Source organism: Bradyrhizobium sp. HKCCYLS3077 (assembly GCF_051167555.1).
Lineage (GTDB): Bacteria > Pseudomonadota > Alphaproteobacteria > Rhizobiales > Xanthobacteraceae > Bradyrhizobium.
The window spans coordinates 56,134-77,268 of sequence record NZ_JBNPTH010000011.1; the positions used below are offsets into that span (position 1 = coordinate 56,134).

The following is a 21,135-nucleotide window of genomic DNA, read 5'->3' on the forward strand; positions in this document are numbered from 1 at the left end:
CATAGAAGCGCTGCCGCTTCCGTTTCCGCTTGCACGCGCGATCGGCCAAATTTCTTCGGAGAGTGAACGATGGGTTACAAAGTCGCAGTGGTCGGCGCGACCGGCAATGTCGGACGGGAAATGCTCAACATTCTCGATGAGCGCCAATTCCCCGCCGACGAGGTCGTGGCGCTGGCGTCGCGCCGCAGCGTCGGCGTCGAGGTGTCCTATGGCGACCGCACCCTGAAGTGCAAGGCGCTGGAGCACTACGATTTTGCCGATGTCGACATCTGCCTGATGTCCGCGGGCGGAACGGTCTCGAAGGAATGGTCGCCGAAGATCGGCGCCGCCGGTGCCGTGGTGATCGACAACTCCTCGGCCTGGCGCATGGATCCGGACGTGCCGCTGATCGTGCCGGAGGTGAATGCCGATGCCACCGCCGGCTTCAACAAGAAGAACATCATCGCCAATCCGAACTGCTCGACCGCGCAGCTCGTCGTCGCGCTGAAGCCGTTGCACGACAAGGCGACCATCAAGCGGGTGGTGGTGTCGACCTATCAGTCGGTGTCGGGCGCCGGCAAGGACGCGATGGACGAGTTGTTCTCGCAGACGAAGGCCGTCTACACCAACGACGAACTGGTCAATAACAAGTTTCCCAAGCGCATCGCCTTCAACGTCATTCCGCAGATCGACGTCTTCATGGAAGACGGCTTCACCAAGGAAGAGTGGAAGATGATGGCGGAGACCAAGAAGATCCTGGATCCGAAGATCAAGCTCACCGCGACCTGCGTGCGCGTGCCGGTGTTCGTCGGCCACTCCGAAGCCGTCAATGTCGAGTTCGAGAACCCGATCACCGCGGACGAGGCCCGCAACATCCTGCGCAACGCGCCGGGCTGCCTCGTGATCGACAAGCACGAGCCGGGCGGCTACGTGACGCCCTACGAGGCCGCCGGCGAGGACGCCACCTATATCAGCCGCATCCGCGAGGACGGCACGGTCGAGAACGGCCTCGCCTTCTGGTGCGTCTCCGACAACCTCCGCAAGGGCGCCGCGCTGAACGCGATCCAGATCGCCGAAGTCCTGATCAACCGCAAACTGATCACCGCCAAGAAGAAGGCCGCCTGATAAAGTCACCGGTGCGCCCCCTCTCCCGCAAGCGTCCGGCCATCGCATATGACAATCGAAGTGTTGTGATCATCTGTCTCTAAGTCGTCATGGCCGGGCTTGTCCCGGCCATCCACGCGGTTCGGCGCGCTGAGAACGACGTGGATGCCCGGGACAAGCCCGGGCATGACGGAGTAACTAATCAGAAGGGTCATTCGCCGGGACAGTCCTGGTAGGACGACCGAGCGGTTTCTGGGTGGGGTCGAAATTGGCTGAGAGCAGCAAGACCGAGCCGGCGGCGGGGCAAGTACCCGTGACGGCCAAGCACGCACCCGGTCCGCTCGAGCGCGGGCTCGAAGGCTTCCTGTTCAAGAGCCGCTGGCTGATGGCGCCGTTCTATGTCGGCCTCATCGTCAGCCTCGTGGTGCTCTTGTTCAAGTTCGCGCTGCTGCTGTGGGAGAGCGTGGTCCATCTGCCCACCGCCAAGGAGAGCGACATCATCCTCGGCGTGCTCAGCCTGATCGACGTCTGCCTGACCGGCAATCTCGTGCTGATCGTGGTGTTCTCCGGCTACGAGAACTTCGTCTCGCGCATCGATCCCGGCGGCCATCCGGACTGGCCGGAATGGATGACCAAGGTCGATTTCGCCGGGCTGAAGCAGAAGTTGCTGGCCTCGATCGTCGCGATCTCGGCGATCCAGCTGCTTAAGGCGTTCATGAATCTCGACGCCGGCTACGACTCGGTCAAGCTCGGCTGGCTGGTCGGCGTGCACATGACCTTCGTGGTGTCGACGGTTATGCTGGCGCTCTCAGACCGGTGGTCGGGAGATCATTGATGAGGGGCGAGTAGCGAAGGGTGACGACCGTCGACCAGCGTCTCGCTCCTCCCGCCTCGCTACGCGACGGTCCGCGCGCTCTTGAATTCCTTGCTCGCCTTGTCGAGCACGAACAGCGATCCCTCGGACACACCGAAATAGGCGCCGTGCAATTGCAGGTCGCCGGCCTCGACGCGGCTGCGCACGAACGGGAAGGTCATCAGGTTCTCGAGGCTGCGGAACACCGCCGCCTTCTCGATCCGGGTGACGAAGTCCTGAAAGCTCTCATGGTCGCGTTGCTCGACGACCTCGCCCGGCTTGATGAACATCGACATCCAGCGGCCGATGAAGTCGCCCGGCGACAGCGGCGCCGCCTTGTCGACGAAGGCGCGGATGCCGCCGCATTGGGCATGGCCGAGGATCACGATGTGCTTCACCTTCAGCACCGTGACGGCATATTCCAGCGCGGCCGACACGCCGTGGGCGTTGGCGTCGGGCTGATAGATCGGCACGAGGTTGGCGATGTTCCGGAGCACGAACAATTCGCCGGGGCCGACGTCGAAGATCACCTCGGGCGAGACGCGGGAATCGCAGCAGCCGATCACCATCACTTCGGGCGACTGGCCGCGTTCGGACAGCTCCAGATAGCGGCTCTGTTCGGTGGGGAGCCGCTGGGTGGTGAAGGCGCGATAGCCTTCGAGCAGACGTTGCGGAAACGAGATCATGGGCCCTGCCTTAAACACACGTGGCCTGCGGGAACAAGCCTTCCGGCCCGGTGGCCGAAATGGTATCGCGGGCCGGCTCAATAAACCAAGGGAAACGCCGAAATGATCCGCCCCCGCCGCAGTCTCCTGTTCATGCCCGGCTCCAATGCCCGCGCGCTGGAGAAGGGACGGAACCTGCCGGCCGATGGGCTGATTTTGGATCTTGAGGATTCCGTGGCGCCCGACGCCAAGGCCGCCGCGCGTGAGCAGATCGCCAAGGCGGTCGCCGCCGACGGTTACGGCAAGCGCGAGCTGCTGATCCGCATCAACAGCCTTGATACGCCGTGGTGGAGCGATGACGTCGCGATGGCCGGCCAGACCGCGACCGACGGCATCCTGGTTCCCAAGGTCTCGACCGTCGATGATTTGCGCCTGGTGACGAGCCGCCTCGCCGAGGTCGGCGCCGATCCGGCGCTGAAAGTGTGGGCGATGATCGAGACCGCGCGCGCCGTGCTCGACGCCGACTTGCTGGCGGCCACCGTGCATGAGGAAGGCTCACGGCTCGCCGGCTTCGTGTTCGGGCCGAACGACATCTCGCGCGAGACCCGCATCCGCATGGTGCCGGGCCGCTCGACCATGCTGCCGATGATCAGCCACTGCATCCTGGCGACGCGCGCGCATGGGCTGGAAATTCTCGACGGGCCCTACAGCGACTTCGCCAACACCGACGGCTTCTCGGAAGAGTGCATCCAGGCCCGCGATCTCGGTTTCGACGGCAAGACGCTGATCCATCCCGGCCAGATCGACACCTGCAACGCGATCTTCACGCCGCCGACGGCCGAGGTCGCCGAGGCCCGCAAGATCCTCGCCGCCTTCGAGCTGCCGGAGAATGCCTCGCGCGGCGCGATCCAGATCGACGGCCGCATGGTCGAGCGGCTGCATGCCGAGATGGCCAGGCGCACGATCGCGATTGCCGACGCGATCGCCGAGATGGCGAAGTAGGAGGACCGGGCCTCAGCTCCGCTTGAGGCTGAGGATGTAGTTGACGAGGTCGCCGCGCTGCTCGGCCGTCAGGATGACGTTCGGCATCGTCGGGTGGCTGCTCTGGAGGAAAACCTTCAGCGCCAGCTCGGTGGTCGACGGCATGTTGGCCACCGCGACGAAATCCGGCGCCGTCGCGGTCTGGCTGCGTGCACCGCTCGCATCGATGGCGTGGCACTGGCTGCACCAGGCTTCCGCCAGCTTGCGGCCGGCCTGCACGCTGTCGGCGGCTGGCGTCGCGCCGTTGGCATAGTGCAGCCGGATGAGGAGCATCGCGGCGAGCGCGAGCACGATCGCGACGCCGACATGGAGCCAGGTGTGGCGGCGCAGGTTGGGCATGCTCATCGCTGTGCTCCGTCGAGAGGAGGGCGATCAGTGCTTGACGACTTCCGCGCCCAGCCGGTCGATGGTCGGTGCGTTGAGGCAGTATTCCTCGTAATGCTCGCTGGACGTCCCGTGCGCGAGATCGCGATGGCAGCGGATCTTGTCCTTGCACATCGCGCAGACCCGCTCCATGTCGCGCAGCACCAGCGGCTCGGCGCGCGCCAGTGCGGCCTCGTCGATGCCGAGCGCCTTGAGCATCAAGGGCAGCTCGTCGGCCGCATGCTCGCCATGGCGCACAAGTTCGTCGAGATCGCCAGGCGTGACCTGGAGGTCCATCGCGATGCGCGCGAAATCGCCGCGGTCGAGCTGCCTGAGCTCGCTCAGCTCACGCCGATGCTTCAGCCACTGCGCGAACGTGTCGATCAGGAATTGCACGCGCGGATAGGGCTTGGTCTGGGCGGTCATGGCTCGTCTCCGATGATTGGGAACACTCAATCACCAGGCCGGCCATCTGACGTTGCGGTAGATCAAGCAGCGCATCGGCCCTGCGGCAGCCGCAGGACTTCAGGCGCCGAAGCGGTCGACCGCCCAGCGGTAGAGGCTGCCGGGGATCGGCGCCTCGCCGCCGCGGCCCTTGGGCGAGATGTGCAGACCGATGATGCCGGGGTCGCCGATCAGGCCGGAGAAGTCGCTGGGGTCGAAGAACGCCTTCGGCTCGGCATGGACCGCATAGAAGCTGCGCTTCGGCAGCGCATGGCGGAGCGAGCCGTGGCGGCGTGCCAGCGCGGTCAGCGCCGCCGGCCCGAAGATCGCGACGCGGATGTCGGACAGCCGGTCGGAGCCGCCGCGCAGGCGGCGAGCTGCGAAGGTGATGCGGTGGCGCAGCGAGAGCCAGTTCGGAGTCAATTCGCCCTGCGCCATCAGCGCGTCGAACTCAGCGACGATCGGATCGTCCGGCGGCAGGTACAGCACCGAGTTGCCGAGCTGCCGTGGCCGCTCCCAGGCGAAATAGGGCAGCGCCGGATCGATCTCGACCGGGCGCAGCAGCAGCACGTCGGCATCGAGCCAGAGACCGGCGCGTTGCGCCATCAGCCGCATGCGGAAGAAGTCGCTGAACTGCAACGTCGTCCAGTCGCGCCAGCTGCCGTCGGGCTGCGCCGGCCGCAGCCGTTCGGAGAACGCATAGGGCAGGACCGCCTCGGCCGCTTCATTGCGGATGCCGTCGGGCAGGCCGGGCAGCGGATCGAAGCTGTAGACGGTAACCTTGTGGCCGGCGGCCAACTGCGAGCGCAGGCAGGTCTGGCGCAGCCGGTCGAGCGGTCCGCGCCAGAAGGTGACGACTTCGGGCAATACGCGCGTCAACGGCGGACCTGTGCTCGGGATGCTCTCGAAACAAGGCCCCGGACCGAGGTCCGGGGCCCGCGAACTCTGTTCGGTCAGACGGGGATCAGGCCCAGGCGCGCTCGGCCAGCTTGGCCTCGTAGCTGTCGATCGAGGCCTTCTTCTCGAGCGTCAGTCCGATATCGTCGAGCCCGTTGAGCAGGCAATGCTTGCGGAACGGATCGATCTCGAACTTGACGGTGCCGCCATCGGGGCCGCGGATTTCCTGGGCGGCGAGGTCGATCGTCAGGGTCGCGTTGGCGCCGCGCTCGGCGTCGTCGAACAGCTTGTCGAGATCGGCCTGCGACACGCGGATCGGCAGGATGCCGTTCTTGAAGCAGTTATTGTAGAAGATGTCGCCGAACGAGGTCGAGATCACGCAGCGGATGCCGAAATCGAGCAGCGCCCAGGGAGCGTGCTCGCGGCTCGAGCCGCAGCCGAAATTGTCGCCGGCGACCAAAATCTTCGAGTTGCGATAGGCCGGCTGGTTGAGCACGAAATCCGGATTCTCGCTGCCGTCGTCCTTGTAGCGCTGCTCCGAGAACAGGCCCTTGCCGAGGCCGGTGCGCTTGATGGTCTTCAGGTACTGCTTGGGGATGATCATGTCGGTGTCGACATTGATGATCTTCAGCGGCGCGGCGACGCCTTCCAGCGTAGTGAACTTGTCCATCGGGGAGCACCTTCGAGAATATCGGGCAGGCCGCTGTTTAGCCCGAACGGCGGGGCGGATAAAGTCAAATTGCCCGGAAAATCGGCCGTGCCGGTCAGTCGGCGGCGGCCTCGATCGCCTCCATGTCCTCGTCCGACATCCCGAAATGATGGCCGATCTCGTGGATCAGGACGTGGCGGACGATGTGGCCGAAGCTCTCATCGTGCTCGGCCCAGTAGTCCAGGATCGGGCGGCGGTACAGCCAGATCATGTTGGGCAGGCGCGGCAGGTCGTCATTGCTGCGGAATGGGAGCCCGGTGCCCTGGAACAGGCCGAGCAGGTCGAACTCGCTCTCCGCCTCCATCTCGTCGAGCACCTCCTCGGTCGGGAAGTCGTCGACCCGGATGATGACGCCCTCGCACATCCCACGGAAATGCGCGGGCAGACGCTCGAACATCTCGTGCGCCATGGCTTCCATGTCGGCGAGCGAGGGGGCTTTCAGATCGGTCCACATTGCCGCCTTCTAGCCCGGCTTTGATCATCTTGCATCCAGGTTCTATGCGATGTGTGGCCGCGCGCCGGTTGACGCAGGGGATGAAAACGGCGACCGTCGCAACGCGCGAATTGGGGGTTTGGGACACATGAGACAGACGTCGATGATGCTCGCCGGGACGGCGTTGGCAGCGATGGTCGCGATCTCCATTCCGGTGGCCGCGCGAGCGGAGCAGGGCGCGCGCCCCGCCGTCGAGCGCGAGGCAAGCACCGATGTCTCCGCGCAGCGCCGGCAGCGGCGGATCCAGATCTATCCGCGCTATGAAGGTCATTGGGAGCCGGACGTGGTGCCGCGTTACAATCCCGGTCCGAACGCCGTGCGGGTTTGCAATGCCAGCTATGTTCCGGAGCATCGCCCGAGCGGCACCGTGATCGTCCCGCATGTGAGCTGCGTCTGGCGCCGTGGCTGACAATCGTCTGCCGAGTCGATTCTACGAATCAAGCCTGATTCGCGCGGTCTGTTGCGTGTGACTCCGCCGACGCAGTGCGGATATGTCGCGCGGTGCGGCGGAACCGCGCGCGACATTTGCGCATTCTGCCCTCGCGCAGGTCTTCATCCCCCATTCACGTCGCTCGTTCGAGACTGACCTGCGTCGCGCTGCTGCGGCCGCCCTTCAGGAAGCTGACGCGGCGGATATGTGGTGCCCGACGTGAGGTCAGGCGATCGAAGGAGAAGTTCATGACTGTGACAAAGCTGTTGGGCATCGCGGCCATTGGTGCCGTTCTTGCGATGGCTGCGCCGGCCGAACGCGCGCAGGCGCTGTCGCTCATCAATCCCGGCGCCGCGACGGCGGTGCAGCAGGGCACGACGCAGGAGACGACCCAGGCGCATTGGCATGGCCGTCGCCATTGGCATCCTCGCCGTCACTACTGGCATCCTCGGCGTCATTGGCACCCGCATCGCCACCATTGGCGTGGGCACCACGGGCGTGGACACCACCGCTGGTGAGCGGATGGTCGCTGCTTTGCAGTCCATGATCGAAATCAAACAGGCCCGCGTCGCGGGCCTGTACCTTGATGGCGGGCTGGTAAGGGAGTCCGCCATGAAAACCTCCATCAGCAAAACCTGGCTTGGGATAGGCATCGTCACGCTGTCGATGCTGCTTGCAAGCTCGGCTGCGACTTCGCCGCCGTTGGCTGCGTCCTTCGGAGTAGATGCGAGCCACTCCGCGGCCGCAGCTGCGTTCGGCGCGCGCCAGCACGATCGTTCGTCGCGAGTTGCCCGATCGACCGCGCCGCCGCCGCGCTACTACGGACGCCCGATCGCGTACGCACCCGCTTATCCGCCGGGACCTTTCGTGCTGTTCACGCCCTTCCTCGACTGAGGCCGCCATCGCTGCGATGCGTTCGCTGAGCGCATGACCGCGCTCAGGTGCGAAACCCCTGCACGAGCAGCACGACCGACTGAGCGCCCGCTTCGCGATCCCTCGCGATCTCACGATATTCGGGTGACTCCGCCCAGGCACGAAAATCGTTCGCATCCGGAAACGACATCAGCACGACCTTGTCGCCGTCCCAATCGCCTTCGATCAAGACCGGTGCTTCGTCGGCCGCGAGCAGACGGCCGTTGAACTTTCGGAACACGTCGAAGAAGCGCGCCTGATAACGATCATAGGCAGCGCGGTCGGTCATCTTCAGTTGCACGACGACATAGACATTCATGCGCTGGTCCTCTGCCGCGACGCCACGCCGCAGATGCCCGCGCAGCGTGCATCATTCATGCCGCATTCACGTCGCTATCTCTACGTTCATGTTGGGGGTGCGCCAAGCCACCGATCGGACGACCAGCAAGGGCGCTGCATGGGTCCATCGCTATTTCACGGCATTCAGGGAGAAGGGACCATGATGAGGATGAAGGACCAGCATGCTGGTCTTGTTCGTCGCCTCAGTCTTGCGGCGGCGGCACTGTTTGTATTTGCGGGTGCGTCCGGCCGGCCGGCTTCGGCCATGTCGCCCGTGAGTCCCGGCGCTCGGCCTGTGACGCAGGCCGCGCCTGATGCGTTGACCATCCAGGTGCGTGGCGGCTTCGGTCATCATGGTGGCGGTGGCTTCCATGGTGGCGGAGGCGGCTTCCACGGTGGCGGTGGTTTTCATGGCGGTGGCGGTGGTTTCCACGGCGGAGGCGGCGGCTTTCATGGCTTCCGCGGTGGCGGAGGTGGTCACGTCTTCCACGGTGGCGGAGGTCATCACTTCGGAGGCGGCGGTCCGCGTCCCGTGTTCCACGGCGGAGGCCCGGTGTTCCATGGTGGCGGCGGTCCGCGGCCGGTCTTCCATGGCGGCGGCTACCATCATTATCCGCATTACGGCTATCGGCCGTACTACCACCATCATCGCCGGCACTTCTACGGCTATCGCAGCTACTACACCCCGACCTACACGACGGCCTACTACTACCCGTATCGCCGTTGCCGGATCGTCTACACCTATTACGGCCCGCGCCGCATCTGCCATCACCGGCACTGGCGTGGTCATCACTGGCGCCATCATCACCGTTGGCACCATCGTCACCACCGCCATCACTGGCGCTACTACTGACGAACTGACGGCCTGATCGAGACGACGAAGGACGCCGAACGGCGTCCTTCTGTCGTTTCAGCGGGATGAATTCGGCGCAGCGCTCAGAGCCAATCCTTGAACTGCCAGTTCTTCACCGTCAGCTTCCACGGCACAAGCGTCTCGATCCGCCATTTGGCAAACCGGCCGGGCGGCCAGTTCGACAGCCGGCGCTCCTCCTTCGGCTCTTCGGCCTTGGCGATGATCTTGGCGGGCGGCGTCTTGCGGCGCTGACGCGTCGCATCACGGATGAGGTCGACGTATTCCGGCTTCTCGGCCATCACGGGCTCCTCGGCACGTTCCTCCGCCGGCGCGGTGCGTCCGGCGGTAGGATTGTGCGTGAAGAGCTTTAAGGAGCTCTTGCCGATCAGCATCGACGTTGAGTCGAAATGAAAACGCGACGGCTTCTTTCGAAGCCGCCGCGTTCGTCTCAAGCTCAGTCGCCGTGCAGCTCTGCTGCGCCGGCGAAGACAGATCTCAGCGCCAGTCGCGCACGTCGACGAAGTGGCCGGCGATCGCGGCGGCCGCGGCCATCGCGGGCGACACCAGATGGGTGCGGCCCTTGAAGCCCTGGCGGCCCTCGAAGTTGCGGTTCGAGGTCGAGGCGCAGCGCTCTTCCGGCGCCAGCTTGTCCGGGTTCATGGCGAGGCACATCGAGCAGCCCGGCTCGCGCCATTCGAAGCCGGCCTTGATGAAGATCTTGTCCAGACCTTCAGCCTCGGCCTGTTCCTTCACGATGCCCGAGCCCGGCACGACCATCGCGTTGACATGACCGGAGACGGTCTTGCCCTCGGCGATCTTGGCGGCGGCGCGCAGATCCTCGATGCGGCCGTTGGTGCAGGAGCCGATGAAGACGCGGTCGAGCTTGATGTCGGTGATCTTCGTGCCCGCGGTCAGCCCCATGTATTTCAGCGCGCGATGCTTGGAGATGCGCTTGGCTTCGTCAGCGATCTTGTCCGGATCCGGCACCATGCCGGTCACCGAGATCACGTCCTCGGGCGAGGTGCCCCAGGTCACGATCGGCGGCAGCTTGGCGGCGTCGAGCCGCAGCTCGTGGTCGAAATGGGCTCCCTCATCGGAACGCAAGGTCTCCCAATAGCGCATCGCCGCATCCCAGGCCGCGCCCTGCGGCGCCTTGGGACGACCGCGCAGGAAGTCGTAGGCCTTCTCGTCCGGCGCGACCAGGCCGGCGCGGGCGCCGCCCTCGATCGACATGTTGCAAACGGTCATGCGGCCTTCCATCGACAGCGCGCGGATCGCCTCGCCGGCATATTCCAGCACGTAGCCGGTGCCGCCCGCGGTGCCGATCTCGCCGATGATGGCGAGGATGATGTCCTTGCCCGTCACGCCGTCCGGCAGCTTGCCGTCGACGGTGACGCGCATGTTCTTCGCCTTCTTCTGGATCAGCGTCTGCGTCGCCAGCACGTGCTCGACCTCGGAGGTGCCGATGCCGTGCGCCAGCGCGCCGAACGCGCCATGCGTCGAGGTGTGGCTGTCACCGCACACGATCGTGGTGCCGGGCAGCGTAAAACCCTGCTCCGGGCCGATGACGTGGACGATGCCCTGGCGGCGATCGAACTCGTTGTAGTACTCGATGCCGAAGTCCTTGGCGTTCTCGGCCAGCGTCTTGATCTGCTCAATGCTCTCCGGGTCCGGGTTCGGCTTGGAGCGGTCGGTGGTCGGCACGTTGTGGTCGACCACGGCCAGCGTCTTTTCCGGCGCATGCACCTTGCGGCCGGTCATGCGCAGGCCCTCGAAGGCCTGCGGCGACGTGACCTCGTGGACCAGGTGGCGGTCGATGTAGAGCAGGCAGGTGCCGTCCTCGGCTTCGTGCACCAGATGGTCGTTCCAGATCTTGTCGTACAGGGTGGTCGGCTTCGACATGAGCGAATGCTCCCGGGAATGAAGGTTTGAAACTGAGCGCGTGACCGGCACGCGCGAACAAGCAGGACGAGGCGCTGCGGCTTACAGCGCGCGCCTAAGCTCGGAGGTCGCCGACGTCGCGAACCGTCCGAAGAACCGCCCGGGCAGCCGGCTATGATCGTCGATGACGACGCGACGGCAGGCCATGCTGGTGCGATCTAGAACCATTTCAGGGAGATATATAGCACGCGAGCGGCGGAGTGCGAGATGCGTTTCTATCGGCCGTCATTGCGAGCGAAGCGAAGCAATCCAGAGTCCTTGCTCGGCCCTGGATTGCTTCGCTTCGCTCGCAATGACGGCAGGGCAGCACAAAACAAAAAAGCGCGGGGCCAGCCCGCGCTTTTCGTCAATCCATCGGAAGCAACGATTACTCGTTGACGGCGGTCTGGCGGTCCTGCTTCTCGACGATGCGGGCCGACTTGCCGCGCAGCTGGCGCAGGTAATACAGCTTGGCGCGACGCACCTTGCCGCGGCGCACGACCTTGATCGAGTCGATCATCGGGGACAGGATCGGGAACACGCGCTCCACGCCCTCGCCGTAGGAGATCTTGCGGACGGTGAAGCTCTCGTTGATGCCACCGCCGGAGCGGCCGATGCAAACGCCTTCATAGGCCTGCACGCGGGTGCGCTCGCCTTCGACCACCTTCACGTTGACGATCACGGTGTCGCCCGGGCCGAACTCCGGAATGGTCTTGTTGGCGGACAGCTTGTCGAACTGCTCTTTTTCGAGCTGCTGAATCAGGTTCACGGGTAAATCTCCATCGGCGGCGCGCCCAGCCGGGTCACGCGGGCTGCGCTTGTTCCTGCCGTCACTTGCGGAATTGGGCGCTCCTATAAGGCAAAGCGCGAGGCTTGTCACCCGTCTGTCGTGCTTTTTGGCGCTTTTTGGCTGGTCCTCGTTTGTTCTCTGGGCCGTCGCGCCTGCCATTCGGCCCATAAATCCGGCCTGCGCGCTTCCGTCAGGGCCTCGGCCTGCGCGCGACGCCACGCGGCGACCTTGGCGTGGTCGCCGGAGGTAAGCACATCCGGAATGGTACGGCCCTCGAAGACCTGCGGCCGGGTGTATTGCGGATATTCGAGGAGACCGTCGGAAAAGCTCTCGTCGGTCCCGGATTCGAGCTTGCCCATCACGCCCGGCAGCAGCCGGACGCAGGCGTCGATCAGCACCAGCGCCGCGACCTCGCCGCCCGACAGCACGTAGTCGCCGATCGACACCTCGATCAGCTCGCGGGCGTCGATGACGCGCTGGTCGATGCCCTCGAACCGGCCGCAGACGATCAGCGGTCCGGGGCCAGCGGCGAGCTCGCGCACGAAGGCCTGGGTCAATGGCCGACCGCGCGGGCTCATCAGCAGCTTCGGCCGCTCCGGTGCAGTGGCGGCGCCGTCGATGGCGGCTGCCAGCACATCGGCACGGAGCACCATGCCCGGGCCGCCGCCGGCCGGCGTGTCATCGACGCTGCGGTGCTTGTCGGTGGCCGAGGCCCGGATATCGCGCGCTTCCAGCGACCAAATGCCTGATGCCAGCGCGCGGCCGGCGAGGCTCACGCCGAGCGGCCCGGGAAACATCTCCGGAAACAGCGTCAGCACAGTCGCGCGCCACGGCGCGGTAGGAGAGGGCGAGGTGGTCATTGCGCTCTGTTACGGCAGCGGCGAAGCAAGATCGAGCCCCGATCAATGCGGCGCCGTTATCTCGCGGCCGATGCTCCACCACCGGAGTTGTCCCGGACAAGCCGTGACGCGCGTCAGCGCGTCGCGGCGCCGATCCGGGACCCATACCGCGCGATGTCGGAAAGTGGCACGCGGCCAGTTCCGCGCATGCCAATCAGCCGCGGTGGCTATGGATCCCCGCTTTCGCGGGGATGACGAGCTGAGTTTTGGGCGGCAGCATCGTCCCCAGCCGACGCCGATTCATCGGCCGAAGCTTGATCCTCGCCGTCAATCTCATCAGGCAACTCGATAATCACCCGCCCGCCCGCGAGATCCACCGTCGGCACCACGGCGTTGGTAAACGGCAGCATCAAGGTGCTGCCGGAGGGCGGGGCGATCTCGATGATGTCGCCGGCGCCGAAGTTATGGATGGCGAGCACGCGGCCGAGCGGTGCGCCCGCCGTGGTCTCGGCGGCAAGCCCGATCAGATCGGCGTGGTAGTATTCGTCATCATCCGTCTCGGGCAGCCGATCGCGCGGCACGTAGAGCTCGAGCCCGTTGAGGCGCTCGGCGGCATTGCGGTCGGTAACGCCCCTGAAGCTGGCGACGAGATGATCCTTGGCCTCGCGCGCCTTGGCGACCTCGAACGAGCGGCTGCCGTCCTTGGTCGTCAGCGGGCCGTAATGCAGCACGGCCAGCGGATCCTCGGTGAAGGTCCATAAGCGAACCTCGCCGCGCACGCCGTGCGCGGCGCCGATCCTGGCGACGCAGATCAGCTTGGACATCAGCAGGCCTCGTCCTTCGAGACGCGCGCAACGGCGCGCTCCTCAGGACGAGGAGCCAGATCCTCATGCTGAGGAGCACGGCGCAAGCCGTGCGTCTCGAAGCATGAGGCCACGATCGTCAACGGACCTTAGCCCTTCGCGGCGGCTTCGGCCTGCGCCTTGCGCTCCTTGCGCGGCACGGCCTTCTCGGGGTTGTTGCGGGCTTCGCGCTTCTTGACGCCGGCGGCATCGAGGAAGCGGGCGACGCGGTCGGACGGCTGCGCGCCCTTGGCGAGCCAGGCCTTCACCTTCTCCATGTCGAGCTTGAGGCGCGCCTCGTTGTCCTTCGCCATCAGCGGATTGAAGTAGCCGAGACGCTCGATGAAGCGGCCGTCGCGGGGGAAGCGCGAGTCGGCGACGACGACATGATAGACCGGGCGCTTCTTGGTGCCGGCACGGGCGAGACGAATGACGACGGACATGAAAGTTCTCCTGAGTGTCGATTGAAGTGTTGGGTGTCAGCTAGGCCGTCATTCCGGGGCACCGCGCAGCGGTGAGCCCGGAATCCATACGCACGATCGTGGTTATGGATTCCGGGCTCGCGCTGCGCGCGCCCCGGAATGACGGGGTGAGAGAGGGACGAAACGTCCTCATTTCTTCTTCCCCGGAGGGAGCCCAAGGCCCGGTAGCGTCGGCTTGCCGCTGAGCCCGGTGAGACCCGGCAGATTGGGCAAACCGCCGCGCAGTCCGGCGGGAAGATCCTTCGGCAAATTCGGCAGGCCGCCGGGCATGCCGCCCGGCATCTTGTCGGCGAGCGCCTTGAGCTGCTCGGGCGAGGGCATGCCGCCACCGCCGCCGAATCCCATCGCCTGGGCGATGCCGGCGAGCGGGCCGCGCTTGCCGGAGCCCATGGCCTTCATCACGTCGGCCATGTTCCGGTGCATCTTGAGCAGCTTGTTGACGTGCTCGACGCTCTGGCCGGAGCCGGCCGCGATGCGCTTCTTGCGGCTCGCCTTGAGCAGGTCGGGATGTTTGCGCTCCTCGCGCGTCATCGAATCGATGATTGCGACCTGGCGCTTGAGGATCTTGTCGTCGATCCCGGCCGCCGCGATCTGGTTCTTCATCTTGGAGATGCCGGGCATCATGCCCATGAGACCGCTGATGCCGCCCATCTGCGACATCTGCAACAGCTGCTCGCGCATGTCGTTGAGGTCGAACTGACCCTTGCGCATCTTCTCGGCGGCGCGCGCGGCCTTCTCGGCGTCGATGTTCGCCGCGGCCTTCTCTACCAGCGAGACGATGTCGCCCATGCCGAGGATGCGGCCGGCGATACGCGAGGGATAGAAGTCTTCCAGCGCGTCGGTCTTTTCGCCGGTGCCGAGCAGCTTGATCGGCTTGCCGGTGACCGCGCGCATCGACAGTGCGGCACCGCCGCGGCCGTCGCCGTCGATACGGGTCAGCGCGATGCCGGTGAGGCCGACGCGCTGGTCGAACGAGCGGGCGAGGTTGACGGCGTCCTGGCCGGTCAGCGAGTCCGCGACCAGCAGCACCTCGTGCGGGTTGGCGACCGCCTTGATCTCGGCGGCCTCCTTCATCATGTCCTCGTCGAGCGTGGTGCGGCCGGCGGTGTCGAGCAGCACCACGTCATAGCCGCCGAGCTTGGCGGCCTCGATGGCGCGGCGCGCGATCTGCGGCGGCATCTGGCCGGCGACGATGGGAAGGGTCGGAATGTCCAGGTCGCGGCCGAGCACCGCGAGCTGCTCCATGGCGGCCGGACGATAGACGTCGAGCGAGGCCATCAGCACCTTGCGCTTGTCGCGCTGGACCATGCGGCGCGCGAGCTTGGCCGTCGTGGTGGTCTTGCCGGAGCCCTGCAGGCCGACCATCATGATCGGCACCGGCGGCACGGCATTGAGGTCGATGGTCTGGCCCTCGTCGCCGAGCGTCTTGACCAGCTCGTCATGGACGATCTTCACGACCATCTGGCCGGGCGTGACCGACTTGACGACGGTGGCGCCGATCGCCTGCTCGCGCACGCGCTCGGTGAAGCTGCGGACAACCTCCAGCGCGACGTCGGCCTCGAGCAGCGCCCGGCGGACCTCGCGCATCGCGGCGTCGACATCGGCTTCCGAGAGCGAACCGCGCCCCGTCAGCCGATCGAGAATGCCGCCAAGCCTTTCCGACAGATTGTCGAACAATGCCGTTATCCTTTGCCCTTGTCGGGCGCCCGCTTCGTTGCCGCCCGTCATCGCCGCTTGCTGCGGCCCATGACGAGCATATAGACCTCGGCCCGTCGGCCGAAACCGTCAGTCCAAACACCTTTGCGCCCGAGGGCGCACAGCGCTGTCGGGCGTTGACCTCCGGCCTCCAGGACCGGGCGGTGGCTCGAAAAGACGAAACTTTCCGAAATTCGGCCGCGTTAAACCCCCCGCAGGTGGAAAAGTCAAGGAAACTTGCTTCCCGCGGGGCCGTTGCCGGACCCTAGGACGCTGCTTACCTCCTGCGCCAGTTGAGCTTTCCCGTGTCAGCTTTCCTTGCGAGGACACCCTTGCTGCGCCGTTCCAGGACCTATTCCGGCCCCGTCACCGACCATTTCGACGGCAAGCGCTTCTACGATCCCGACGGCGTTCCGCCCAAATCCCTCGGCCAGGTGCTGCGCTGGCAGTTCGACCGCAACGGCAAGCGCTCGAAATGGCCCGCGTGGGCGCCGAGCCCGCATGCCGATACCCCGCCGCACCGGATCGATGGCGAGACGGTGCGGCTGTCCTTCATCGGCCATGCCAGCTGGCTGGTCCAGACCGGCGGGCTCAACATCCTGATCGATCCCGTCTGGTCGGAGCGTGTCTCACCATTCTCCTTCGCCGGCCCGCGCCGGCACAACGACCCCGGCATCGCCTTCGAGGCGCTGCCGCATATCGACGTCGTGCTGGTGTCGCATGGGCACTACGATCATCTCGACATCCGCACGCTGTCGAAGCTGACCGCGCGCTTTTCGCCGCGCGTCGTGACGCCGCTGGGCAACGACCTGACGATGACCGATGCCGATGCGAAGATTCGCGCCGAGGCCTATGACTGGCACGACCGCGTGACGCTGAACGACGAGGTCGCGGTGACCCTGGTCCCGACGCGGCACTGGACGGCGCGCGGCATCTTCGATCGTAACAAGGCGCTGTGGGCGAGCTTCGTCCTGGAGACCCCGCGCGGCAAGCTCTACATCGTCTGTGATTCCGGCTACGGTACGGGCAAGCATTTCCGCCGCGTCGCCGAAGCGCATTCACCGATCAGACTGGCGATCCTGCCGATCGGCGCCTACGAGCCGCGCTGGTTCATGCGCGACCAGCACATGAACCCTGAGGATGCCGTGCAGGCGCTGCAGGATTGCGGGGCCGAAACCGCGCTGGCGCATCATCACGGCACGTTCCAACTGACGGACGAGGCGATCGATGCGCCCGTGCACGCCCTGCATGCCGCGCTCGATTCCGCCGGCATCCCGCGCGAGCGGTTCGGTGTACTCAAGCCGGGGCAGGTCGTGGAGATCTAACTACACCGTCGCAACACCAACGGTGTCGTCCCGGGCAAGTCCGGCGGCGCGAAGCGCCGGTGGACGCCGACCCGGGACCCATAACCACCGACCTCAGTTTGACGAAGGCTGGCAGCTCCATCTCGCGCGACAACATCCGCCGCGGAGTCTGGGTCCCGGCTCAAGGCTGGGACGACACCGAGCTTGTAGTATCGCCGTCGGCTCACATTCGCTTGCGAATGCGCCGAGCTCACGTAAGCGCGCCTTACTGCCCCGCCTTGATCGCCCAGGTCACGCTCACCGTGACCGACAGCGTCTCCTCGCCCTGCGCGACCGGCGTCGGTGCCCCCGCAGCCATCGGCGCCGCAAACGTCTTAGCGCGGAACACCGGCGTCGGTGCGCCGTCCTCGGCGATGTTGAGCGGCTGTCCGAGCGTGACGCCGGCGGCCTTGGCGTAGATTTCGGCCTTGCGGCGGGCGTCAGTGACGGCCTTCTCGCGCGCCTGGTCGAGCAGCTTGGACGGCTCGGCGACGCTGAAGAAGACGTTGCCGACATCATTGGCGCCAGCGGCCACCACCGTATCGATCACGTTCGCCACCTTGGCGACGTCGTGAAGCTTGATGGTGACGCGATTGCTCGCACGATAGCCGGTCACGGCCGGCTGGCCCGGCCGGTTCTGGGCATATTGCGGCTGCAGCGACAGCCGCGAGGTCTGCACATCCTTGTCGGCGATCCCCGCCGTCTTCAGCGCTTGCAACACCCTGGCCATCGCGGTGTTGTTGGCCTCGGCAGCCTCGCGCGCGGTCTTGGCGTCGGACGCGACGCCGGCGTCGATCTGCGCGAGATCCGGCGGCGCCGTCACGCTGCCTTCGCCGCTGACCGTGATCGCCGGCGTGTCCTGCCGGGCGATGTCATCCGCCAGCACCGGCAGATCGGTTGACGCTACGAGCGCGGCCACGAGCAGCGGTCTGATCATGATGGCCCTCACTTCAGCGGCACGTAGACGTTGATGACGAGCTTGTCCTCGGCCGTCTTGAGGGGATCGGTCAGGTACTCCTCGATGAAGGTGTCCTTGGCCTCCAGCCGGCGCTCGTCGAGATGGTTGGTGATCGCCTCGTAGGTGTTGTCCATGTTGTCGTAGGAGCCACGATGCACGAATTTCAGCGCCTTGCCCTCGGGCGACTGGCCGATGCTCATGCCCTTGCCGAGCGCCTTCGGCTCCTGCTCGATCGGGATCTCGGCGAAGAAGGTGAAGCCGTTGTCGTCGGTCGAGGTGTAGACGATCATGCCGTTGCCGGCGGGCTTGACGCCCTGCTTGTCCAAGGTGGTCGACAGCGCCTTGAACGAGTCGATCAGCGTATCGAACGCATTGTCCCAGTTCGCGGTGCCCTTGATCTGGACGACCTTCTTGGCCTCGAGCTTGATCTCGTCGCCGAAGGCGTCGGCGCTCTGCGCGGGGGCGGCGGCCGGCGGCGTCGTGGGAGCCGGCGCCTGGGCGGCGGCGGGCGACGATGACGGCGACGGGCTGGCGCTGGCGGCCGGCGACGGGCTGGCCGCGGGAGCCGGACTCGCGGATGCAGCGGGAGAGGCGGCGGGCGCCGGCATCGCGCTCGGGGCAGGGGCCGGCGAGGCCGCCGGAGCCGGGGAGGCCGACGGTGCCTGCGCCCGGGCCAGCGGGCCACCCAGCGCCAACGCGACCGAGCCCACGGCCAGAACGATGCGGAAAGTGCTGAGATTCATGCGACTATTCTCCAGTGCCGTGCTGCTCCTGCGCAGGGCGCGTGCCGGCGAACGGTGCGGTCCTAACATGCTCGGCGGCGCGGCGTCCCATGACAGATGCGTCATGTCCCCCTGCGGACTGGTCAATGCGGCGCCATTCGCCATATAAGACGGACACAATTTGGATATTTTCATGAGCCCGCTGGCCAACCACAGCTTCGTCAAGATGAACGGGATCGGCAACGAGATCGTCGTGCTGGACCTGCGCGACGTGAAGCATGTCGTCACGCCGGACGAGGCGCGGGCGGTTGCGTCCCGCGTTCCCTACGACCAGTTGATGGTGCTGCAGCGGCCGCGCTTCGACGGTACCGAGGCGTTCATCCGGATCTACAACAATGACGGCTCGGAGTCGGGCGCCTGCGGCAACGGCATGCGCTGCGTGGTGAGCCAGGTGTTCGGCAAGACCGGCCAGACCAGCGCGACGTTCGAGACCCGCGCGGGCCTTTTGAACTGCTGGCAGGGGCCGTCGGCCGAGCTCTACACCGTCGACATGGGCGCGCCGAAGTTCGGCTGGCAGGAGATCCCGCTGGCGGAGGAATTCCGCGACACCCGCTACATCGAGCTGCAGATCGGGCCGATCGACGCGCCGATCCTGCATTCGCCGTCGGTCGTCAGCATGGGCAATCCGCACGCGGTGTTCTGGGTCGACAATGACGTCAATTCCTACGACCTCGAACGCTTCGGGCCGCTGTTGGAAAACCACCCGATCTTCCCGGAGCGCGCCAACATCACCCTCGCCCAGATCGTCGACCGCGACCACATCACGATGCGCACCTGGGAGCGCGGCGCGGGGCTGACCAGGGCCTGCGGCTCGGCGGCGTGCGCGACGGCTGTCTCCGCCGCCCGGCTGAAGCGCGCCAACCGGCTCGTGCACATGACGCTGCCAGGCGGCGAGCTGACGATCGAGTGGCGCGAGCGCGACGATCACGTGCTGATGACGGGCCCCGCGACATTCGAGTTCGAGGGACGGTTCGAGCCAGAGCTGTTCGCCAGCGTCGCATGAGCGTCGATGTCGTCACCTTCGGCTGCCGGCTCAACGCGTTCGAATCCGAGCTGATCGCGCGCCACGCCGAGGCTGCGGGCGCGGACGATATCGTCGTCATCAACAGCTGCGCCGTGACCAACGAGGCCGTGGCGCAGGCGCGGCAATCGATCCGCAAATTGAAGCGCGAACGTCCCGCGGCGCGCATCGTCGTGACCGGCTGCGCGGCGCAGACGCAAAGCGCGATGTTCGCCGCGATGCCCGAGGTCGATCGCGTCATCGGCAATGACGACAAGCTGCAGCCGGAGGCGTGGCGCTCGACGGCGCAGGCGCTTGCCGCGCCGCGCTTCGGCATCGATGCGTCGGAGAAGGTCGCGGTGTCCGACATCATGGCTGTCAGGGAGATGGCGCCGCATCTCGTCGACGGATTCCAGCGCGGCCTGCCGCGCGTGTTCGTGCAGGTGCAGAACGGCTGCGACCATCGCTGCACCTTCTGCATCATCCCGTTCGGCCGCGGCAATTCACGCTCGGTGCCTATGGGGGCCGTGGTCGATCAGGTGCGGACGCTGGCCGAGCGCGGCCATGCCGAGATCGTGCTGACCGGGGTCGATCTCACGAGCTATGGCGCCGACTTGCCCGGCACGCCGAAGCTCGGCCGGCTGGTGAAGCGGATCCTGCGTCACGTGCCCGAGCTGAAACGGTTGCGCATCTCCTCGATCGATTCGATCGAGGCGGATTCCGATCTGCTCGATGCGCTCGCCGAGGATGCCAGGCTGATGCCGCATTTGCATCTGTCATTGCAGGCCGGCGATGACCTGATCCTGAAGCGGATGAAGCGAAGGCACGCCCGCGCCGACGCGATCGCGTTCTGCAATCAGGTGCGGAAATTGCGGCCGGACATCGCGCTGGGCGCCGATCTGATCGCCGGCTTTCCGACCGAAACGGAGGAGATGTTTTCCCGCTCGCTCGACCTGGTCGAGGAGTGCGGCCTGACCTTCCTCCACGTTTTTCCCTATTCGCCGCGCCCCGGCACTCCGGCGGCGCGCATGCCGCAGGTGGATGGCGCCGTCATCCGCGACCGCGCGCGGCGGCTGCGCGCGGCAGGAGAAGCGGCATTGCGGCGGCGGCTGGATGCCGAGATCGGCCGCGAGCGTGAGGTGCTGATCGAGAGCGCGACGCAGGGCAGGACGGAGCATTATCTGCCGGTGTCAGTCACGGGTGCCGAGCCGGGCTCCGTGCAGCGGCTGGTAGTCGCCGGCCATGATGGCGAGAAGCTGTCAGCCCCACCCTCGGTGTCATCGCCCGGCTTGACCGGGCGATCCAGTACGCCGCGGCCTTTCGGTCAGCAATAACCGCCTCTGGAATACTGGATCGCCCGGTCGAGCCGGGCGATGACAGCTGTGGTGTGGGCGAGAGTGCA

Annotated in this window: 27 protein-coding genes; 10 read left to right on the forward strand and 17 right to left on the reverse strand. The window is 66.1% G+C overall.

Annotated features, from left to right (window positions below; all coding sequences use genetic code 11):
- The first annotated feature begins 69 nt into the window (after window positions 1-69).
- Window positions 70-1,104, forward strand: a complete 1,035-nt coding sequence (locus ACQR0Z_RS32595) for an aspartate-semialdehyde dehydrogenase (RefSeq protein WP_434860410.1) — start codon at window positions 70-72, stop codon at window positions 1,102-1,104.
- A gap of 247 nt (window positions 1,105-1,351) precedes the next feature.
- Complete coding sequence (locus ACQR0Z_RS32600) at window positions 1,352-1,918, forward strand: TIGR00645 family protein (RefSeq protein WP_434921367.1); 567 nt, start codon at window positions 1,352-1,354, stop codon at window positions 1,916-1,918.
- Between the two features lie 59 nt (window positions 1,919-1,977).
- On the opposite strand, the gene ACQR0Z_RS32605 is transcribed toward ACQR0Z_RS32600, so the two are convergent.
- Window positions 1,978-2,622, reverse strand: coding sequence for a carbonic anhydrase (locus ACQR0Z_RS32605; protein ID WP_434860408.1), 645 nt, complete (start codon window positions 2,620-2,622; stop codon window positions 1,978-1,980).
- Window positions 2,623-2,724: 102 nt separating this feature from the next.
- Between ACQR0Z_RS32605 and ACQR0Z_RS32610 the strand changes: the two genes are divergently transcribed.
- Window positions 2,725-3,603 carry an HpcH/HpaI aldolase/citrate lyase family protein gene (locus ACQR0Z_RS32610; RefSeq protein ID WP_434921368.1) on the forward strand — a complete coding sequence of 293 codons (879 nt, stop codon included), beginning with the start codon at window positions 2,725-2,727 and terminating at the stop codon, window positions 3,601-3,603.
- 12 nt (window positions 3,604-3,615) lie between these two features.
- Here the strand turns inward: ACQR0Z_RS32610 and ACQR0Z_RS32615 are convergent, their stop codons facing one another.
- The 5 genes from ACQR0Z_RS32615 to ACQR0Z_RS32635 all read right to left on the reverse strand — a co-directional run bounded on the left by ACQR0Z_RS32615 (window position 3,616) and on the right by ACQR0Z_RS32635 (window position 6,509).
- The gene (locus ACQR0Z_RS32615) at window positions 3,616-3,987 is read right to left on the reverse strand and encodes a c-type cytochrome (RefSeq protein ID WP_434921369.1); all 372 of its coding nucleotides are present in this window, start codon (window positions 3,985-3,987) and stop codon (window positions 3,616-3,618) included.
- 27 nt (window positions 3,988-4,014) lie between these two features.
- Entirely contained in the window at window positions 4,015-4,431 is a 417-nt protein-coding gene (locus ACQR0Z_RS32620) for a hypothetical protein (RefSeq protein WP_434921370.1), read from the reverse strand.
- A gap of 99 nt (window positions 4,432-4,530) precedes the next feature.
- Entirely contained in the window at window positions 4,531-5,328 is a 798-nt protein-coding gene (locus ACQR0Z_RS32625) for a hypothetical protein (RefSeq protein WP_434921371.1), read from the reverse strand.
- An 85-nt stretch (window positions 5,329-5,413) separates the two neighbouring features.
- Window positions 5,414-6,016, reverse strand: a complete 603-nt coding sequence (leuD, locus tag ACQR0Z_RS32630; protein ID WP_434860403.1) for a 3-isopropylmalate dehydratase small subunit — start codon at window positions 6,014-6,016, stop codon at window positions 5,414-5,416.
- 94 nt (window positions 6,017-6,110) lie between these two features.
- Entirely contained in the window at window positions 6,111-6,509 is a 399-nt protein-coding gene (locus tag ACQR0Z_RS32635; RefSeq protein ID WP_434860402.1) for a metallopeptidase family protein, read from the reverse strand.
- 145 nt (window positions 6,510-6,654) lie between these two features.
- On the opposite strand from ACQR0Z_RS32635, the gene ACQR0Z_RS32640 reads away from it, so the two are divergent.
- Complete coding sequence (locus ACQR0Z_RS32640; RefSeq protein ID WP_434921449.1) at window positions 6,655-6,957, forward strand: hypothetical protein; 303 nt, start codon at window positions 6,655-6,657, stop codon at window positions 6,955-6,957.
- Window positions 6,958-7,111: 154 nt separating this feature from the next.
- On the opposite strand, the gene ACQR0Z_RS32645 is transcribed toward ACQR0Z_RS32640, so the two are convergent.
- A complete protein-coding gene (locus ACQR0Z_RS32645) occupies window positions 7,112-7,318 on the reverse strand; it encodes a hypothetical protein (RefSeq protein WP_434860424.1) in 207 nt (68 codons plus the stop codon).
- Here ACQR0Z_RS32645 and ACQR0Z_RS32650 point away from each other — a divergent pair.
- Both ACQR0Z_RS32650 and ACQR0Z_RS32655 read left to right on the forward strand, forming a co-directional pair.
- Window positions 7,227-7,496, forward strand: a complete 270-nt coding sequence (locus ACQR0Z_RS32650; RefSeq protein ID WP_434860401.1) for a hypothetical protein — start codon at window positions 7,227-7,229, stop codon at window positions 7,494-7,496. The two genes, ACQR0Z_RS32645 and ACQR0Z_RS32650, sit on opposite strands and share 92 nt — an antisense overlap.
- Window positions 7,384-7,872: a hypothetical protein gene (locus ACQR0Z_RS32655; RefSeq protein WP_434921372.1), complete on the forward strand. Its 489-nt coding sequence runs from the start codon at window positions 7,384-7,386 to the stop codon at window positions 7,870-7,872. Before ACQR0Z_RS32650 ends, ACQR0Z_RS32655 begins: the two co-directional genes overlap by 113 nt.
- Before the next feature lie 43 nt (window positions 7,873-7,915).
- Here the strand turns inward: ACQR0Z_RS32655 and ACQR0Z_RS32660 are convergent, their stop codons facing one another.
- Complete coding sequence (locus tag ACQR0Z_RS32660; protein WP_434921373.1) at window positions 7,916-8,209, reverse strand: DUF1330 domain-containing protein; 294 nt, start codon at window positions 8,207-8,209, stop codon at window positions 7,916-7,918.
- Between the two features lie 180 nt (window positions 8,210-8,389).
- Between ACQR0Z_RS32660 and ACQR0Z_RS32665 the strand changes: the two genes are divergently transcribed.
- On the forward strand, window positions 8,390-9,082 hold the full coding sequence (locus tag ACQR0Z_RS32665) for a hypothetical protein (protein ID WP_434921374.1): 693 nt from the start codon (window positions 8,390-8,392) through the stop codon (window positions 9,080-9,082).
- A gap of 83 nt (window positions 9,083-9,165) precedes the next feature.
- On the opposite strand, the gene ACQR0Z_RS32670 is transcribed toward ACQR0Z_RS32665, so the two are convergent.
- From ACQR0Z_RS32670 to ffh, 7 genes are all read right to left on the reverse strand, one after another.
- Window positions 9,166-9,381, reverse strand: coding sequence for a hypothetical protein (locus ACQR0Z_RS32670; protein ID WP_434860397.1), 216 nt, complete (start codon window positions 9,379-9,381; stop codon window positions 9,166-9,168).
- A 196-nt stretch (window positions 9,382-9,577) separates the two neighbouring features.
- The gene (leuC, locus tag ACQR0Z_RS32675; protein ID WP_434860396.1) at window positions 9,578-10,984 is read right to left on the reverse strand and encodes a 3-isopropylmalate dehydratase large subunit; all 1,407 of its coding nucleotides are present in this window, start codon (window positions 10,982-10,984) and stop codon (window positions 9,578-9,580) included.
- 406 nt (window positions 10,985-11,390) lie between these two features.
- Window positions 11,391-11,771, reverse strand: coding sequence for a 50S ribosomal protein L19 (gene rplS / locus ACQR0Z_RS32680; RefSeq protein WP_006611497.1), 381 nt, complete (start codon window positions 11,769-11,771; stop codon window positions 11,391-11,393).
- 107 nt (window positions 11,772-11,878) lie between these two features.
- Window positions 11,879-12,652: a tRNA (guanosine(37)-N1)-methyltransferase TrmD gene (trmD, locus tag ACQR0Z_RS32685; RefSeq protein ID WP_434921375.1), complete on the reverse strand. Its 774-nt coding sequence runs from the start codon at window positions 12,650-12,652 to the stop codon at window positions 11,879-11,881.
- Between the two features lie 206 nt (window positions 12,653-12,858).
- Entirely contained in the window at window positions 12,859-13,455 is a 597-nt protein-coding gene (gene rimM / locus ACQR0Z_RS32690) for a ribosome maturation factor RimM (RefSeq protein WP_434921376.1), read from the reverse strand.
- Between the two features lie 128 nt (window positions 13,456-13,583).
- Window positions 13,584-13,916 carry a 30S ribosomal protein S16 gene (rpsP, locus tag ACQR0Z_RS32695; protein ID WP_434860393.1) on the reverse strand — a complete coding sequence of 111 codons (333 nt, stop codon included), beginning with the start codon at window positions 13,914-13,916 and terminating at the stop codon, window positions 13,584-13,586.
- 168 nt (window positions 13,917-14,084) lie between these two features.
- Entirely contained in the window at window positions 14,085-15,632 is a 1,548-nt protein-coding gene (ffh, locus tag ACQR0Z_RS32700; protein WP_434921377.1) for a signal recognition particle protein, read from the reverse strand.
- A gap of 350 nt (window positions 15,633-15,982) precedes the next feature.
- Between ffh and ACQR0Z_RS32705 the strand changes: the two genes are divergently transcribed.
- Window positions 15,983-16,975: an MBL fold metallo-hydrolase gene (locus ACQR0Z_RS32705; RefSeq protein ID WP_434921378.1), complete on the forward strand. Its 993-nt coding sequence runs from the start codon at window positions 15,983-15,985 to the stop codon at window positions 16,973-16,975.
- Window positions 16,976-17,219: 244 nt separating this feature from the next.
- Here the strand turns inward: ACQR0Z_RS32705 and ACQR0Z_RS32710 are convergent, their stop codons facing one another.
- A complete protein-coding gene (locus ACQR0Z_RS32710; RefSeq protein ID WP_434879300.1) occupies window positions 17,220-17,930 on the reverse strand; it encodes an SIMPL domain-containing protein in 711 nt (236 codons plus the stop codon).
- Window positions 17,931-17,938: 8 nt separating this feature from the next.
- A complete protein-coding gene (locus ACQR0Z_RS32715; RefSeq protein ID WP_434879299.1) occupies window positions 17,939-18,694 on the reverse strand; it encodes a GyrI-like domain-containing protein in 756 nt (251 codons plus the stop codon).
- Window positions 18,695-18,866: 172 nt separating this feature from the next.
- On the opposite strand from ACQR0Z_RS32715, the gene dapF reads away from it, so the two are divergent.
- Window positions 18,867-19,736 carry a diaminopimelate epimerase gene (gene dapF, locus ACQR0Z_RS32720; RefSeq protein ID WP_434921379.1) on the forward strand — a complete coding sequence of 290 codons (870 nt, stop codon included), beginning with the start codon at window positions 18,867-18,869 and terminating at the stop codon, window positions 19,734-19,736.
- Window positions 19,733-21,067, forward strand: a complete 1,335-nt coding sequence (mtaB, locus tag ACQR0Z_RS32725; protein ID WP_434921380.1) for a tRNA (N(6)-L-threonylcarbamoyladenosine(37)-C(2))-methylthiotransferase MtaB — start codon at window positions 19,733-19,735, stop codon at window positions 21,065-21,067. Before dapF ends, mtaB begins: the two co-directional genes overlap by 4 nt.
- Window positions 21,068-21,135: the final 68 nt, after the last annotated feature.